Genomic DNA, 14,331 nt, shown 5'->3' with positions numbered 1-14,331 from the left:
GGCCTCCTCGGTCACTCGCGAACTCGCCTGTTTCGTACAGCCGTTCATGCCCGCTGAGTGACATCTCGAACACTGTCCGTAAAGTGAGGGTGCCGGTTCCGGCCACGGCCGTGTATCAGCTGACGGCGGTTTCCGTATCACTCATTGATACGCGCGAACTGCGTCCGACTCCGGTCTGAGAGAATTGGCCCTGTGATCTCCCGAATCGATCTGCGCGGCGACGCCCTCCCCGAGGGCCCTGCCCTGCGCGACCTGCTGCCCCGAGCCGACTTCGACGTCCAGGCCGCCCTCGAGAAGGTGCGTCCGATCTGCGAAGCCGTGCATCATCGTGGCGACGCGGCACTGATCGACTTCGCCGAGAGGTTCGACGGGGTACGGCTGGAATCCGTCCGTGTCCCGGCCCAGGCGCTGGTCGACGCCCTGGAGTCCCTCGATCCGGCGGTCCGCGCGGCCCTGGAGGAGTCCATCCGCCGAGCCCGTCTCGTCCACCGCGCGCAGCGCCGTGCGGCGCACACGACCCAGGTCGTGCCCGGCGGCTCCGTCACCGAGAAGTGGGTGCCGGTCGAGCGGGTCGGGCTGTACGCGCCCGGCGGCCGCTCGGTCTACCCGTCCTCCGTGATCATGAACGCCGTGCCCGCCCAGGAGGCCGGCGTCGAGTCGATCGCGCTCGCCTCCCCGCCCCAGGCGGAGTTCGGCGGCCTGCCGCACCCGACGATCCTCGCCGCGTGCGCGCTGCTCGGCGTCGACGAGGTGTACGCGGCGGGCGGCGCGACCGCGGTCGCGATGTTCGCGTACGGCACCGAGTCCTGCGCCCCCGCCAACATGGTCACCGGCCCCGGCAACATCTGGGTCGCCGCCGCCAAGCGCTTCTTCACGGGCAAGATCGGCATCGACACGGAGGCCGGTCCCACCGAGATCGCGATCCTCGCGGACGACACGGCCGACCCGGTGCACGTCGCCGCCGACCTGATCAGCCAGGCCGAGCACGACCCGCTCGCGGCGGCCGTGCTGGTCACCGACTCGGTCGAGCTGGCCGAGGCGGTGGAGACCGAGCTCAAGGCGCAGGTCGCCGCCACCAAGCACATCGACGACCGGATCGTCCCGGCCCTGCGCGGGCGGCAGTCCGCGATCGTCCTGGTCGACGGCGTCGAGGAGGGCCTGCGCGTGGTCGACGCCTACGGCGCCGAGCACCTGGAGATCCAGACGGCGGACGCGGCCGCCGTCGCCGACCGGGTCAGGAACGCGGGCGCGATCTTCATCGGCCCCTGGGCGCCGGTGTCGCTGGGCGACTACGCGGCCGGGTCCAACCACGTCCTGCCCACCGGCGGCTGCGCCTGCCACTCCTCCGGCCTGTCCGTGCAGTCCTTCCTGCGCGGCATCCACATCGTCGACTACACGAAGGACGCGCTGGCCGACGTCGCGCATCACGTGGTGACGCTGGCGGAGGCGGAGGACCTGCCCGCGCACGGCGCGGCGGTCAAGGCGAGGTTCGGCTGGAAGGTACCCGAGAGCAAGTGACCGGCATCGACGATCTCCCCGTACGGGACGAACTGCGCGGCAAGTCCCCATATGGCGCGCCCCAGTTGGACGTCCCCGTACGGCTGAACACCAACGAGAACCCCTATCCGCTGCCCGAGCCGCTCGTCGAGCGGATCGCCGAGCGGGTGCGCGAGGCCGCCCGCGACCTGAACCGCTACCCCGACCGGGACGCGGTCCAGCTGCGCACCGAGCTGGCCGCGTACCTGACGAAGACCGGCAAGTACCCGCTCGGCATCGAGAACGTCTGGGCCGCCAACGGCTCCAACGAGGTCATCCAGCAGCTGCTGCAGACCTTCGGTGGACCGGGCCGCAGCGCGATCGGCTTCGAGCCGTCGTACTCGATGCACTCGCTCATCGCGCGCGGCACGGGCACGGGCTGGATCCCGGGCCCGCGGCGCGAGGACTTCACGATCGACGTCGCCGCGGCCGAGCAGGCCATCGCCGAGCACAAGCCCGACGTCGTCTTCATCACCACCCCCAACAACCCCACGGGCAACGCGGTCCCGCCCGAGACGGTCGTCGCGCTGTACGACGCCGCGCAGGCGGCCAAGCCGTCGATGGTGATCGTCGACGAGGCGTACATCGAGTTCAGCCACGGCGACTCGCTGCTGCCGCTGCTCGAAGGCCGCCCGCACCTGGTGGTCTCCCGGACCATGTCGAAGGCGTTCGGCGCGGCGGGCCTGCGCCTCGGCTACCTCGCCGCGCACCCGGCCGTCGTGGACGCCGTTCAGCTCGTCCGGCTGCCCTACCACCTGTCGGCGATCACGCAGGCGACCGCGCTGGCCGCCCTGGAGCACACCGACACGCTGCTGAAGTACGTCGAGCAGCTGAAGGGGGAGCGGGACCGGCTGGTCGCCGAGCTGCGTGCGATCGGCTACGACGTCACCGAATCCGACGCCAACTTCGTGCAGTTCGGACGGTTCCCCGACGCCCACGGGGCCTGGCGCAGGATCCTCGACCGGGGCGTCCTGGTCCGGGACAACGGCGTACCGGGATGGCTGCGGGTGTCCGCCGGGACCCCGGAAGAGAACGACGCGTTCCTGGACGCGGTCCGTGAGTTGAAGAAGGAGCTTGAGGCATGAGCCGCGTCGGGCGCGTGGAGCGCACCACCAAGGAGACCTCGGTCCTGGTCGAGATCGATCTCGACGGCACCGGGAAGACCGACATCGCCACCGGTGTCGGCTTCTACGACCACATGCTCGACCAGCTCGGCCGGCACGGTCTGTTCGACCTGACCGTGAAGACCGACGGCGACCTGCACATCGACTCGCACCACACCATCGAGGACACCGCCCTCGCGCTCGGCGCCGCCTTCAAGCAGGCGCTCGGCGACAAGGTCGGCATCTACCGCTTCGGCAACTGCACGGTCCCGCTGGACGAGTCCCTCGCCCAGGTCACCGTCGACCTGTCCGGCCGCCCCTACCTCGTGCACACCGAGCCCGAGAAGATGGCGCCGATGATCGGCGAGTACGACACGACGATGACCCGGCACATCCTGGAGTCCTTCGTCGCCCAGGCGCAGATCGCGCTGCACGTGCACGTGCCGTACGGGCGCAACGCGCACCACATCGTGGAGTGCCAGTTCAAGGCGCTGGCGCGGGCGCTGCGCTACGCCAGCGAGCGCGACCCGCGCGCGGCCGGCATCCTGCCCTCCACGAAGGGTGCGCTGTGAACGGTCTGTCCGCCCTCCTGATCTTCGTCGGTCTCTTCCTCGTCGGCGGGATCATCTCCTTCGTCAAGCAGCAGATGCCGAAGGGCCTGATCGTGCTGCTGTCCATAGGCGCGGCCATGGCCCTCGTGGCGGGCGTCATCCGGCTGGAGGTGTGGAATTGAGCACCCGTAAGAGCGTCGTGGTCTTCGACTACGGCTTCGGCAACGTCCGCTCCGCCGAGCGCGCCCTCGCGCGCGCGGGAGCCGACGTCGAGATCACCCGCGACTTCGACAAGGCGATGAACGCCGACGGCCTGCTGGTGCCGGGCGTCGGCGCCTTCGCCGCCTGCATGGAGGGCCTGAAGAAGGCCCGCGGCAACTGGATCGTCGACCGCCGGCTGGCCGGCGGGCGCCCGGTGATGGGCATCTGTGTCGGCATGCAGATCCTGTTCGCGCGCGGCATCGAGCACGGCGTGGAGACCGAGGGCCTCGACGAGTGGCCCGGCACGGTCGCGCCGCTGGAGGCCGACATCGTGCCCCACATGGGCTGGAACACCGTCGACCGGCCGGCCGGCTCCGACCTGTTCGCCGGCATCGACCCGGACGCGCGCTTCTACTTCGTGCACTCCTACGCCGTCCAGGACTGGACCATGGAGACGACCCACCCGGCGATGCGGGCCCCCATGGTGGCCTGGTCGACGTACGGCAAGCCCTTCGTGGCCGCCGTCGAGAACGGCGCCCTGCGCGCGACGCAGTTCCACCCCGAAAAGTCCGGCGACGCCGGCGCACAGCTGCTCACCAACTGGATCGGAACCCTGTAGACCATGGCCAAGCTCGAACTCCTCCCCGCCGTCGACGTCCGCGACGGCCAGGCCGTCCGCCTCGTGCACGGCGAGTCCGGGACCGAGACCTCGTACGGCTCCCCGCTGGAGGCCGCCCTCGCCTGGCAGCGGTCGGGCGCCGAGTGGCTGCACCTGGTCGACCTGGACGCCGCGTTCGGCACCGGCGACAACCGCGCGCTGATCGCCGAGGTCGCCAGGGCCATGGACATCAAGGTGGAGCTGTCCGGCGGCATCCGCGACGACGACACGCTCGCCGCCGCGCTCGCCACCGGCTGCACCCGCGTCAACCTCGGCACCGCCGCCCTGGAGACCCCGGAGTGGGTCGCCAAGGTCATCGCCGAGCACGGCGACAAGATCGCGGTGGGCCTGGACGTCCGGGGCACCACGCTCCGCGGCCGCGGCTGGACCCGCGACGGCGGTGACCTCTACGAGACGCTGGAGCGCCTCGACAAGGAGGGCTGCGCCCGCTACGTCGTCACGGACATCGCCAAGGACGGCACGCTGCAGGGCCCGAACCTGGAGCTGCTGCGGGGCGTGTGCGCGGCGACGGACCGCCCGGTCGTGGCCTCCGGCGGCGTCTCGTCCCTCGACGACCTGCGTGCCATCGCAGGCCTGGTCCCCCTCGGTGTCGAGGGCGCCATCGTCGGGAAGGCGCTGTACGCAAAGGCGTTCACCCTGGAAGAGGCCCTGGAGGCTGTGTCGTCATGACGTCCGGTGGCGTACGGCGCGTGCAGAGCGGAAGTCCCTGGGAGGAGTCGTTCGGATTCGCGCGCGCCGTCGCGGCGGGCGACCGTGTGCTGGTCGGCGGTACGACGGCCTTCAAGGGCCGGGTGCTGTACGGCGAGGGCGACCCGTACGAGCAGGCCAAGGTCGCCTTCACCAGCGCGCTGGAGGCGATCGGCGAGTTCGGGCTCGGCATCGAGTCCGTCATCCGTACGAGGATGTACCTGACGCATACGCGGGACGTCGACGAGGCGGGCCGGGCCCACAAGGAGCTCTTCGACGCGGTGCGCCCGGTGTCCACCCTGCTGGTGGTGGAGGGCTTCGTCGATCCCCGCATCCTGGTCGAAGTGGAAGTGGAAGCCTTCCGAGGCTGAGGCCCTTTCGAACGGATCGGCATTTCAAGGCAGTTCAGCATTTCAAGGCACTACAGAGGAGCCGTGGATTCATGACCCTGGCGGTCCGAGTCATCCCCTGCCTGGACGTGGACAACGGCCGGGTCGTCAAGGGCGTCAACTTCCAGAACCTGCGCGACGCGGGCGACCCCGTCGAGATGGCCAAGGTGTACGACGCAGAGGGCGCCGACGAGCTGACGTTCCTGGACATCACCGCGTCCTCGGGCAACCGTGAGACGACGTACGACGTGGTGCGCCGCACCGCGGAGCAGGTCTTCATCCCGCTGACGGTCGGCGGCGGCGTCCGCACGGCCGACGACGTGGACAAGCTGCTGCGGGCCGGTGCCGACAAGGTGGGGGTCAACACGGCCGCGATCGCCCGCCCGGACCTGATCCGCGAGATCGCCGAGCGCTTCGGCCGCCAGGTGCTGGTCCTGTCGGTCGACGCGCGCCGGACCCCGTCCGGAGGCTTCGAGGTCACCACCCACGGCGGCCGCCGTGGCACCGGCATCGACGCGGTGGAGTGGGCGCACCGGGCGGCCGAACTGGGCGCCGGCGAGATCCTGCTCAACTCCATGGACGCGGACGGCACCAAGGACGGCTACGACCTGGAGATGATCGCGGCGGTGCGGGGGCACGTCACGTGCCCCGTCATCGCCTCGGGCGGCGCGGGCAAGCTGGCGGACTTCCCGCCGGCGATCACCGCGGGCGCGGACGCGGTGCTCGCGGCGTCCGTGTTCCACTTCGGCGACCTGCGCATCGGCGAGGTGAAGCAGACGCTGCGGGAGGCGGGGCGTCCCGTTCGCTAGGTCGAGGTATCACCCCCGGTAGTGAACGCGGTAGTGATCAAGGTTGCGCGTTGACTAACGTGCTCGTATGCCTGGAATCACGATCGAGTTCACCGAGGAAGAGCTGGCCGAGCTGCGCGCGGAGGCCAAGGAGCAGGGCGTCGCGATCAAGCGGCTGGCGCACGACATACTGACGGAGGATGTCGTGCGGCGGCGGCAACGGCAGAAGTTCATCGAGGGGGCCAGCGCCAAGTTCAGGCTCCTCGCCCCGGAGTTTCTGGAAGCCTTTCCGGAGGGGGAGCGATGATTCTGCACATCGACGCCGGCTGGATCCTGGGTGTCCAGTACAGCAATACGCCCACTGATCCCGCTCTGCGTGACTGGGGCGCGCTTCATGCGGCCGTGGAGCGGCACAAGTTCGAGCGTTTCGCCGGCAGTGCCTACTACGAGGAGGCGCCGACTCGCGCTGCCGTCCTCCTGCAGACGATCGTGTTGCTCCAGCCCTTCGAGGACTACAACGGCATCATCGGCTCCATGTGTGCGTGGGAGTACATGGATCAGTCCGGAACTCCCATCGCTCCGCCGCCCGGCGCGATGACGCACCTGGTCCGCGATGTCCGAGGCGAGAAGGCGAGCCTCCAGGAAGCGGCCAGGCGGCTGCGCGACTGGGCCTCCTGACCCGCCACCCCCCTCGACGATACGAAAGAGAAGTTGTGCAACGTCTATTGTGCAACTTCTCTTTCGTATCTAGGGTCAGGGACATGGCAAGCAAGGAGCAGCGGCAGGTCACCGACATCGGCACGCTGAAGGCGCTCGCGCACCCGCTGCGCATGAAGCTCTACCGGTTGCTGTTCGTCGCCGAGGCGGCCACCGCCTCGCAGCTCGCCGGGCAGGTGAACGAGGCGGTCTCCCTGGTCAGCTACCACCTGCGCAAGCTGGCCGAGCACGGGCTGGTGGAGGAGGCCGAGCCGCGGAGCGCGGACGCCCGGGAGCGCTGGTGGCAGCCCTCGTCCGAAGGCGTCAACGTCCGGAACGAGAGCTTCCGGGACGCCCCGGAGAAGGTGGCCGCGCACATCGCGGCCTCCCGCCTGTTCCAGGAGCAGCGCTCCGAGATGTACCGCACGTACCTCGACGAACGCGCGCACTGGGGCCGGGACTGGAGCGAGGCCGCGTGCGACTCCGAGGCGCTGCTGCGGCTGACGGCCGACGAACTGGCCGATCTGAAGAGGGACATGCGCGCCGTACTGGAGCGGTACGACGAGCAGGGCCGCGCCCGTGAGGCCGCCGGCCGTATCGAGGGGCGGGAGAACGTCGCACTGCACGTGTACGGCTTCCCGTTCCGCGTCTGAGGGGGATCTTCGTGACCGAAACGCTCGACACGTCCATACCGTCCGCGGCCGGCGCCTCGGACCGGCCCGCCCACCGCGACTCGAACGTCCTGCGCTGGCTGGGCGCCTACCTGTCCTCGATGGTCGGCGACAGCGTCTACTACACCGCCCTGTCCTGGGCCGCCGTGCAGACCGGAACGCCCTCGCAGGCCGGTGTCGTGATGGCGGTCAGCGCGCTGCCGCGGGCCGTGCTGCTGCTGGGCGGGGGCGTGATCGCCGACCGGCTGGGTCCGCGCCGGGTCGTCATCGGCAGCGACGCGGTGCGCTGCGCGGCCGTCCTCGCGGTGGCCGCGCTGCTGTTCCTCACCACACCCGGTCTCTGGCCGCTGGCGGCGCTGTCCCTGGTCTTCGGGGCCGTCGACGCCGTGTTCATCCCCGCGGTGGGCGCGCTCCCGGCACGCGTCACCGCCAAGGACCAGCTGGCCCGGGTCCAGGGCATGCGCGGTCTCGCGATCCGCCTCGCGAACGTCGTCGGCGCCCCGCTCGGCGGCCTCGGTGTGGCGGTCGGTGGCGCGGCGACCGCGTTCGGTCTGGCCGGGCTGCTCATCGCCGTGTCGGTGCCGCTGCTGATCTCCGTACGGGTGCGGGAGCTGCCGGCGGACGACAAGGACGGCAAGGTCGGCACGCTCCACACGACCGACGCCACCGATGTGCCCGAGGCCGCTCCCGCGCAGCCCCGGCGTGAACTCCGGGACGGGTTCGCCTACATCCGCGGCCACCGCGTCCTGGCCCCCCTGATGCTGGCCATCGCGCTCGGTGACTTCGGCTTCGTGGGGCCGCTCAACATCGGGCTGACCCTGCTCGCCGACCGGCGTGGCTGGGGTGCCTCCGGGATGGGCTGGGTGCTCGCCGGGTTCGGCGTCGGCGCGGGCATCGCCTCGCTGCTGCTGGCCGTCCGGGGACGGCTGCCGCGCGCCGGGCTCGTCGCCGCGTACGCGATCCTCGCCGGGTCCGTCGCGATCGGTGCGCTCGCCTACGTCCCGAGCCTGCTCGGGGCCGTCGGGGTGTCCCTGCTCGTCGGGCTGCTCGCGGGGCTCAGCGGCGCCATGTGCGGCGCCCTGCTGCAGACCCAGGCCGAACCCGCCTACCTCGGCCGGGTCACCGCCGTCGCCAGCCTGGTCAGCCTGGGGCTCGCCCCGCTGAGCATGCCGTTCGCGGGCGCCGCCGTCGCCGCCTGGGGGGTTGCGCCGGTCTTCGTCGTCAGCGCCGCCGTCTGCGGCCTGGGCGGCGTCGTCGTCCTGTGCGCCCCGGCCCTGCGCCGCGCCGAACTGCCCCGCTGACGGCCCGGCCTGCTCAGCCGGCTCAGCCCGTCGGCTGGGCCAGCTGCACCAGGTTGCCGACCGTGTCGTCCAGCACGGCGGCGATCACCGGCCCCTGCTCCTGCGGCTCGTGCGTGAAACGCACGCCGAGGCCGCGCAGCCGCTCGTACTCCGCCTGGATGTCGTCCACGGAGAAGACGATGCAGGGGATTCCCGCCTCGTACAGTGCCCGGCGGTACGGCTCCGCGATCGGGCCCTCGCCCGGCTCCAGCAGCAGCTGGAGGTCCTGCTGGCCGCCGCCGCGCGCGCCGACCGTGACGAACAGCGTGCCGCCGCCCAGGTCCAGGTGGGTGCGGGTCTCGAAGCCGAGGACGTCGGTGTAGAAGGCGTGCGCCTTCGGCACGTCGTCGACGTACACGTGAGTCATCGCGACCTTGATCATGACCGTCGGCCCGCTTCTCAAAAGCCCAGTTGCTTCGACTCGGTCAGCTCGGCGATCGCGTTCTCGTCGCCGTCCAGGGCGACCTTGGCCGCGTTCTGCCGGCCGTACAGGAACAGCAGCAGCTCGGACGGCTCGCCGGTGACCGTGACGACCGGTGTGCCGCGGTGGGCGACGGTCGTCTGGCCGTCGGGGCGGCGCAGCACCATGCCGGTCGGGGCGCCGCGGCCCACCAGGCGGGCGGAGCGCTCCAGCCGGGACCACAGTGCGTCCTGGAAGACCGGGTCCAGCTCGCGCGCGCTCCAGTCCGGCTGGGCCCGGCGGACGTCCTCGGCGTGGACGTAGAACTCGACCGTGTTCGACGCCTCGTCCACCTGCTTGAGCTGGAAGGGCGAGAAGCGCGGCGGACCGGTGCGGATCAGCTGGATGAGCTCCTCGTACGGCTTGGCCGTGTACTCCGCCATCACGGTGTCCAGGCGCGGCGCGAGCTGCTTGATCAGGATGGCCGCGGCGGCGTCGGGACGGCGCTCGCGCACCACCACGTGCGCGGCGAGGTCTCGGGTCAGCCAGCCCTCGCAGAGGGTGGGGGCATCCGGACCGGCGGTTTCCAAGAGGTCGGCGAGCAGAAGCCGTTCACGCTTGGCGAAGGTCGACATACGGTCAGCGTACGACCACGCACCGGCTCCCCGCAGAGGACACGGTCGCGGGGCTGGTTCGGGGACTGCCGGTGCGGCGCGGCACAATGGCATCCATGACCAGCACGCCGCCCAGCAGCCTCGACCCCGAGATCGCCGCGCGCCTCAAGCGCAGCGCCGACGGTCTCGTCCCCGCCATCGCCCAGCAGTACGACACCGGGGAGGTGCTGATGCTGGGCTGGATGGACGACGAGGCGCTGCACCGCACGCTGACGACGGGCCGCTGCACCTACTGGTCGCGCAGCCGCCGGGAGTACTGGGTCAAGGGCGACACCTCCGGCCATGTCCAGTGGGTCAGGTCCGTCGCCCTCGACTGCGACGCCGACACGCTCCTGGTCAAGGTCGACCAGGTGGGCGCCGCCTGCCACACGGGCGCGCGCACCTGCTTCGACGAGGACGTGCTGTTCACCGGCGACCTGCCCGCCGGTTCCGGCGCGGCCGCCACGGACCAGTGAGGCCGGACGCCATGGACCTCGAGACCTTCCGCAAGCTCGCCACCGACCGCCGCGTCATCCCGGTCACCCGCAAGCTCCTCGCCGACGGCGACACCCCGGTCGCGCTCTACCGCAAGCTGGCCGCAGAGCGCCCCGGCACCTTCCTGCTGGAGTCCGCGGAGAACGGCCGCTCGTGGTCCCGGTACTCCTTCGTCGGCGTCCGCTCGGCCGCGACCCTGACCACGAAGGACGGCCAGGCCCACTGGGTCGGCACCCCGCCCGTCGGAGTCCCCACGGACGGCGACCCGCTGGCCGCCCTGCGCGCGACCATCGAGGCGCTCCACACCCCGCACCACGAGGGCCTGCCCCCCTTCACCGGCGGCATGGTCGGCTACCTCGGCTACGACATCGTCCGCCGCCTGGAGAAGATCGGCCCCGGCGAGCGCGACGACCTGAAGCTGCCCGAGCTGACCATGCTCCTCACCAGCGATCTCGCCGTCATGGACCACTGGGAGGGCTCGGTCCTGCTGATCGCCAACGCGATCAACCACAACGACCTCGACACCGGCGTCGACGAGGCGTACGCCGACGCGGTCGCCCGTCTCGACGCCATGGAGGCGGACCTCTCCCGCCCGGTCGTGCAGCCCCCGGCCGCCCTGCCGCCCTCCGAGCTCCCCGAGTACACCGCGCTGTGGGGCGGCCCCGACTTCCAGGCCGCCGTCGAGGACGTCAAGGAGCGCATCCGCGCGGGCGAGGCCTTCCAGGTCGTCCCCTCGCAGCGCTTCGAAACCCCCTGCACCGCAAGCGCGTTGGACGTGTACCGGGTCCTGCGGGCCACCAACCCCTCGCCGTACATGTATCTGTTCCGCTTCGAGGGCTTCGACGTGGTCGGCTCCTCGCCCGAGGCGCTGGTGAAGGTCGAGGACGGGCGGGCCATGGTCCACCCCATCGCCGGCACCCGGCCCCGCGGTGCCACCCCGCAGGAGGACCAGGCGCTCGCCGACGAGCTGCTCGCCGACCCCAAGGAGCGCGCCGAGCACCTCATGCTGGTCGACCTGGGCCGCAACGACCTCGGACGGGTCTGCGAGCCCGGCTCGGTCGAGGTCGTCGACTTCATGTCCATCGAGCGGTACTCGCACGTCATGCACATCGTCTCGACGGTCACCGGCAAGGTCGCCGAGGGGCGTACCGCCTTCGACGTCCTGACGGCCTGTTTCCCGGCGGGCACCCTCTCCGGCGCGCCCAAGCCTCGCGCGATGCAGATCATCGACGAACTGGAGCCGTCGCGGCGCGGGTTGTACGGCGGCTGCGTGGGCTACCTGGACTTCGCGGGCGACTCCGACACGGCCATCGCCATCCGTACGGCGCTGCTCCGCGGCGGCACGGCGTACGTCCAGGCCGGAGCCGGCATCGTCGCCGACTCCGACCCGGTCGCGGAGGACAACGAGTGCCGCAACAAGGCGGCCGCCGTCCTCCGCGCGGTGCATACGGCCAACCGGCTCAACTCATAGGGGCAGTGCCCGAGTTCAGCCGGTGAAGGCCGCCGTCCCGTTCGGCACACCGAGGCCGGACGGGCCGTCGTAGCCGGCGCCGCCGGTGCACAGGTACGACGGCGAGCAGGTGCCGTTGGAGCCGCTGGTCACGTCGTACAGCGCCGAGGTGTGCGCGTACGGGAACGACGCCGGGTACGAACCGGCCGACGGGGTGCCCGCCAGCGCGTAGACCGCCGCGATCAGCGGGGCCGAGGCGCTGGTGCCGCCGAAGACCATCCAGCCGGTGGCGGAGCGGTAGCTGTCATAGACCGCGACGCCGGTGTTGGGGTCGGCGACCGCGGAGACGTCGGCGACCGTGCGCCTGGCGCAGCCGCTGTCGGTCTGCCAGGTGGGCTTGGCGTCGTACGCGGAGCAGCCGGAGCCCGCGCCGCTCCACACGGTGTCGGTCCAGCCGCGTGCGGTGCCCGAGGTCGTCAGGGACGTACCGCCCACGGCCGTCACGTACCGGGAGGCGGCCGGGTACTCGACGCCGTAGCCGCCGTCACCGGAGCTGACGGTGATGGCGACGCCCGGGTGGTTGAAGTACGCCGAGTCGTAGGTGGTGTCGCTCGCGGACTCGCCGCCGCCGTAGCTGTTCGAGACGAACTTGGCGCCCTGGTTCACGGCGGTGTTCACGGCCGTACCGAGGTTGGTCATGGTCGGCGAACTGGCCTCGACCAGCAGGATCTTGCAGTTGGGGCAGGCCGCGCTGACCATGTCGAGGTCGAGGGAGATCTCCTCGGCCCATCCGGAGTCGCCGCGCGGGTAGCTGGTGCCGCCGTTCTGGTCGACCTTCTTGAAGCAGCCGTTGGCGGTGGTGCAGGCGGGCAGCCCGTACTGGGAGCGGTAGACGCCGAGGTCGGCCTCCGCGTTCGGGTCGTCGTACGCGTCGACGATGGCCACGGTCTGGCCCGAACCGCCCGTGGCGGAGGGCAGGTTGTACGCTGCCTGGAGCGAGGACGGGCCGTAGCCGGCCGGCGCTGCGGCCGCCGTCAGGTCGCTCTCGGTACGGGCGGACTTCGGGGTGCCCGCGGTGACCTTGAGGGCGTTGCAGGCCATGACGTTCTTCTGCGTCGGGGCCGCACACGAGCGGGCGACGGAGACGCCGTGCGCCGACGAGGCGGTGGACGCGGCCTGTCCGACGGGCGCCGTCAGTGCGAGGGCTGCTGTGGCCAGTGCTGCCACGACGGTGAATGAAGTGGTTCTGCGCAACGTACTTCCTCCGGAACGGGGGTGAGACCAGGGGGACATGCGGGTGCGCTGTGCAGCCCTGGGGCAGGGTGTGCGCCAGGACCGGCGCAGAACCTACGGCTGTCCGGAACACGTCAACAAGGAGATCGCTTGAGGGCGTGGAAAACCTTTGCCGTTGCCGGTCGATTCATGCCACATTTCTGAGGTGTTCATGATCGAACGGTGACTCGATCATGGGTTGACACGCCCCGGACGAGGGACCGGTCCCGGTGCAGGCGATAGTGGAGTACGTGACTGCCGTACCCCACCCCCGTTCCGAGGCCGCAGGACCCGCCCGGTCCGGCCGCCGAAGCCTCGCCCTGGCGCTGCTGTGCGGCGCGCTCGGCACGGCCGTGACGCTGCTCGCCAGCCGGCAGCGCTGGTCCGAGGGCACCGCCACGGTGGCCGGCGGCGCCTTCCCGCTCACCGCCAAGGGCAGCGACGTCACGGGCGTCCCCGCGGCCCTCGCCATCGTCGGGCTCGCCGCGCTCGTCGCCGTCTTCGCCGTCCGCCGGCTCGGCCGCCTCCTCGTCTCCGCGCTCCTCGCGCTCTGCGGCGCCGGTACCGTCGCCGCGGCCGTGATCGGCGCCTCCGACAGCTCCGCGCTGGACGAGCAGGCCGCCCAGGCCACCGGCGACACCGCCGCCACGGTGACCACGCTCACCCACACCGGCTGGCCCTACGTCGCGGCCGTCGGCGGCCTGCTGCTCCTGCTCGCCGGGCTCATCGCCCTGCGCCACGGACGGCTGTGGCCCGCCATGTCCGGCCGCTACGAGCGCGGCACGACCCGGCCGCGCCGCAGCGCCCCGCCCGTCGACCCGGACCGCCCCGAGGACCTCTGGAAGGCCCTGGACCGGGGCGAGGACCCGACGGGGGCATAGCTCGAGGACGACATGGCGCGCCGGACTTCGGGGGTCCGGTGCCGGTGCCGGTGTGGCGCATCAGACTCGACCGAGGTGCCACCCCCACTCATCTTCCGCGCGCGCGTACGGGACAATGGAGCGTGAGCGCCCCGCTCACCACGGAGGCACCGAGCCGTCCGGCTCGCACAGCCACACCGAGCACACACGCACAGAGCAACGAGGAGCAAGCAATGGCGGGCAGCAGCCACGGACACACCCCGGCCGCCTGGACCGGTGTCATCATCGCCTTCATCGGCTTCCTCGTCGCGGGCACGTTCACGGTGATGGCCCAGCCCGTGGGCTTCTGGGCCGGTCTGGTGATCGTGGCGCTCGGCGGTGTCGTCGGCGCCGTCATGCGGTCCATGGGCCTGGGCCAGCCGAAGGAGGCCCAGCAGCCGCCGCGGCCCCGGGCCTCAGTGACGGCCGAGCCGGTCGCCGCCGAGAGCTGATCCTCGCCCCGACGGTCGGGTAGACCGTCTCGCACGACGTCCCGGAGGGGCGGCCTAGGCGCCGAGAGC

The 14,331-nt window shown here is 71.4% G+C and carries 19 protein-coding genes; 16 read left to right on the top strand and 3 right to left on the bottom strand.

The window, feature by feature from the left end:
* Window positions 1-192: 192 nt before the first annotated feature.
* The 12 genes from hisD to ABZ910_RS03820 all read left to right on the top strand — a co-directional run bounded on the left by hisD (window position 193) and on the right by ABZ910_RS03820 (window position 8,602).
* Entirely contained in the window at window positions 193-1,518 is a 1,326-nt protein-coding gene (hisD, locus tag ABZ910_RS03875; protein WP_361358716.1) for a histidinol dehydrogenase, read from the top strand.
* The gene (locus ABZ910_RS03870; RefSeq protein WP_361358713.1) at window positions 1,515-2,621 is read left to right on the top strand and encodes a histidinol-phosphate transaminase; all 1,107 of its coding nucleotides are present in this window, start codon (window positions 1,515-1,517) and stop codon (window positions 2,619-2,621) included. Before hisD ends, ABZ910_RS03870 begins: the two co-directional genes overlap by 4 nt.
* Window positions 2,618-3,211, top strand: a complete 594-nt coding sequence (hisB, locus tag ABZ910_RS03865) for an imidazoleglycerol-phosphate dehydratase HisB (protein ID WP_019328035.1) — start codon at window positions 2,618-2,620, stop codon at window positions 3,209-3,211. Before ABZ910_RS03870 ends, hisB begins: the two co-directional genes overlap by 4 nt.
* Window positions 3,208-3,372 carry a hypothetical protein gene (locus tag ABZ910_RS03860; protein ID WP_361358710.1) on the top strand — a complete coding sequence of 55 codons (165 nt, stop codon included), beginning with the start codon at window positions 3,208-3,210 and terminating at the stop codon, window positions 3,370-3,372. Before hisB ends, ABZ910_RS03860 begins: the two co-directional genes overlap by 4 nt.
* Window positions 3,363-4,010 (top strand): imidazole glycerol phosphate synthase subunit HisH, encoded by a 648-nt coding sequence (hisH, locus tag ABZ910_RS03855; protein WP_361358707.1) that lies wholly within the window; start codon window positions 3,363-3,365, stop codon window positions 4,008-4,010. Before ABZ910_RS03860 ends, hisH begins: the two co-directional genes overlap by 10 nt.
* A 3-nt stretch (window positions 4,011-4,013) precedes the next feature.
* Window positions 4,014-4,739: a bifunctional 1-(5-phosphoribosyl)-5-((5-phosphoribosylamino)methylideneamino)imidazole-4-carboxamide isomerase/phosphoribosylanthranilate isomerase PriA gene (priA, locus tag ABZ910_RS03850; RefSeq protein WP_361358704.1), complete on the top strand. Its 726-nt coding sequence runs from the start codon at window positions 4,014-4,016 to the stop codon at window positions 4,737-4,739.
* Window positions 4,736-5,128, top strand: a complete 393-nt coding sequence (locus ABZ910_RS03845) for a RidA family protein (RefSeq protein WP_361358701.1) — start codon at window positions 4,736-4,738, stop codon at window positions 5,126-5,128. Before priA ends, ABZ910_RS03845 begins: the two co-directional genes overlap by 4 nt.
* A gap of 71 nt (window positions 5,129-5,199) precedes the next feature.
* Window positions 5,200-5,955 (top strand): imidazole glycerol phosphate synthase subunit HisF, encoded by a 756-nt coding sequence (hisF, locus tag ABZ910_RS03840; protein WP_361358698.1) that lies wholly within the window; start codon window positions 5,200-5,202, stop codon window positions 5,953-5,955.
* 67 nt (window positions 5,956-6,022) lie between these two features.
* Window positions 6,023-6,241, top strand: coding sequence for a hypothetical protein (locus tag ABZ910_RS03835; RefSeq protein ID WP_361358695.1), 219 nt, complete (start codon window positions 6,023-6,025; stop codon window positions 6,239-6,241).
* Window positions 6,238-6,612, top strand: a complete 375-nt coding sequence (locus ABZ910_RS03830) for a hypothetical protein (RefSeq protein ID WP_361358692.1) — start codon at window positions 6,238-6,240, stop codon at window positions 6,610-6,612. The genes ABZ910_RS03835 and ABZ910_RS03830 overlap by 4 nt, the downstream gene beginning before the upstream one ends.
* A gap of 83 nt (window positions 6,613-6,695) precedes the next feature.
* Window positions 6,696-7,283: a helix-turn-helix domain-containing protein gene (locus tag ABZ910_RS03825; RefSeq protein ID WP_361358689.1), complete on the top strand. Its 588-nt coding sequence runs from the start codon at window positions 6,696-6,698 to the stop codon at window positions 7,281-7,283.
* 11 nt (window positions 7,284-7,294) lie between these two features.
* On the top strand, window positions 7,295-8,602 hold the full coding sequence (locus ABZ910_RS03820) for an MFS transporter (RefSeq protein WP_361358685.1): 1,308 nt from the start codon (window positions 7,295-7,297) through the stop codon (window positions 8,600-8,602).
* A gap of 22 nt (window positions 8,603-8,624) precedes the next feature.
* On the opposite strand, the gene ABZ910_RS03815 is transcribed toward ABZ910_RS03820, so the two are convergent.
* Together ABZ910_RS03815 and ABZ910_RS03810 are read right to left on the bottom strand one after the other, a co-directional pair.
* Window positions 8,625-9,023 (bottom strand): VOC family protein, encoded by a 399-nt coding sequence (locus tag ABZ910_RS03815; protein WP_361358682.1) that lies wholly within the window; start codon window positions 9,021-9,023, stop codon window positions 8,625-8,627.
* A 17-nt stretch (window positions 9,024-9,040) separates the two neighbouring features.
* On the bottom strand, window positions 9,041-9,676 hold the full coding sequence (locus ABZ910_RS03810) for a TIGR03085 family metal-binding protein (protein WP_361358679.1): 636 nt from the start codon (window positions 9,674-9,676) through the stop codon (window positions 9,041-9,043).
* A 95-nt stretch (window positions 9,677-9,771) separates the two neighbouring features.
* On the opposite strand from ABZ910_RS03810, the gene hisI reads away from it, so the two are divergent.
* Both hisI and ABZ910_RS03800 read left to right on the top strand, forming a co-directional pair.
* Window positions 9,772-10,170: a phosphoribosyl-AMP cyclohydrolase gene (gene hisI / locus ABZ910_RS03805; RefSeq protein ID WP_361358676.1), complete on the top strand. Its 399-nt coding sequence runs from the start codon at window positions 9,772-9,774 to the stop codon at window positions 10,168-10,170.
* An 11-nt stretch (window positions 10,171-10,181) separates the two neighbouring features.
* On the top strand, window positions 10,182-11,660 hold the full coding sequence (locus ABZ910_RS03800) for an anthranilate synthase component I (RefSeq protein ID WP_361358673.1): 1,479 nt from the start codon (window positions 10,182-10,184) through the stop codon (window positions 11,658-11,660).
* 15 nt (window positions 11,661-11,675) lie between these two features.
* Here the strand turns inward: ABZ910_RS03800 and ABZ910_RS03795 are convergent, their stop codons facing one another.
* A complete protein-coding gene (locus ABZ910_RS03795) occupies window positions 11,676-12,866 on the bottom strand; it encodes a S53 family peptidase (protein WP_361358670.1) in 1,191 nt (396 codons plus the stop codon).
* 287 nt (window positions 12,867-13,153) lie between these two features.
* On the opposite strand from ABZ910_RS03795, the gene ABZ910_RS03790 reads away from it, so the two are divergent.
* Window positions 13,154-13,792, top strand: a complete 639-nt coding sequence (locus ABZ910_RS03790; RefSeq protein ID WP_361359090.1) for a TIGR02234 family membrane protein — start codon at window positions 13,154-13,156, stop codon at window positions 13,790-13,792.
* Window positions 13,793-14,004: 212 nt separating this feature from the next.
* Window positions 14,005-14,262 (top strand): HGxxPAAW family protein, encoded by a 258-nt coding sequence (locus ABZ910_RS03785; protein WP_361358667.1) that lies wholly within the window; start codon window positions 14,005-14,007, stop codon window positions 14,260-14,262.
* Window positions 14,263-14,331: the final 69 nt, after the last annotated feature.

The sequence above is a fragment of the Streptomyces sp. NPDC046805 genome, from assembly GCF_040645355.1.
GTDB lineage: Bacteria > Actinomycetota > Actinomycetes > Streptomycetales > Streptomycetaceae > Streptomyces.
This window is presented reverse-complemented; position numbering and strand designations above follow the sequence as displayed.

Bases quoted from the DNA above. Each gene is read 5' to 3' on its own strand.
- hisB (WP_019328035.1), top strand. From the start codon at position 2,618: ATGAGCCGCGTCGGGCGCGTGGAGCGCACCACCAAGGAGACCTCGGTC.
- priA (WP_361358704.1), top strand. From the start codon at position 4,014: ATGGCCAAGCTCGAACTCCTCCCCGCCGTCGACGTCCGCGACGGCCAG.
- ABZ910_RS03845 (WP_361358701.1), top strand. From the start codon at position 4,736: ATGACGTCCGGTGGCGTACGGCGCGTGCAGAGCGGAAGTCCCTGGGAG.
- hisF (WP_361358698.1), top strand. From the start codon at position 5,200: ATGACCCTGGCGGTCCGAGTCATCCCCTGCCTGGACGTGGACAACGGC.
- ABZ910_RS03835 (WP_361358695.1), top strand. From the start codon at position 6,023: ATGCCTGGAATCACGATCGAGTTCACCGAGGAAGAGCTGGCCGAGCTG.
- ABZ910_RS03830 (WP_361358692.1), top strand. From the start codon at position 6,238: ATGATTCTGCACATCGACGCCGGCTGGATCCTGGGTGTCCAGTACAGC.
- ABZ910_RS03825 (WP_361358689.1), top strand. From the start codon at position 6,696: ATGGCAAGCAAGGAGCAGCGGCAGGTCACCGACATCGGCACGCTGAAG.
- ABZ910_RS03815 (WP_361358682.1), bottom strand. From the start codon at position 9,023: ATGATCAAGGTCGCGATGACTCACGTGTACGTCGACGACGTGCCGAAG.
- ABZ910_RS03810 (WP_361358679.1), bottom strand. From the start codon at position 9,676: ATGTCGACCTTCGCCAAGCGTGAACGGCTTCTGCTCGCCGACCTCTTG.
- hisI (WP_361358676.1), top strand. From the start codon at position 9,772: ATGACCAGCACGCCGCCCAGCAGCCTCGACCCCGAGATCGCCGCGCGC.
- ABZ910_RS03800 (WP_361358673.1), top strand. From the start codon at position 10,182: ATGGACCTCGAGACCTTCCGCAAGCTCGCCACCGACCGCCGCGTCATC.
- ABZ910_RS03785 (WP_361358667.1), top strand. From the start codon at position 14,005: ATGGCGGGCAGCAGCCACGGACACACCCCGGCCGCCTGGACCGGTGTC.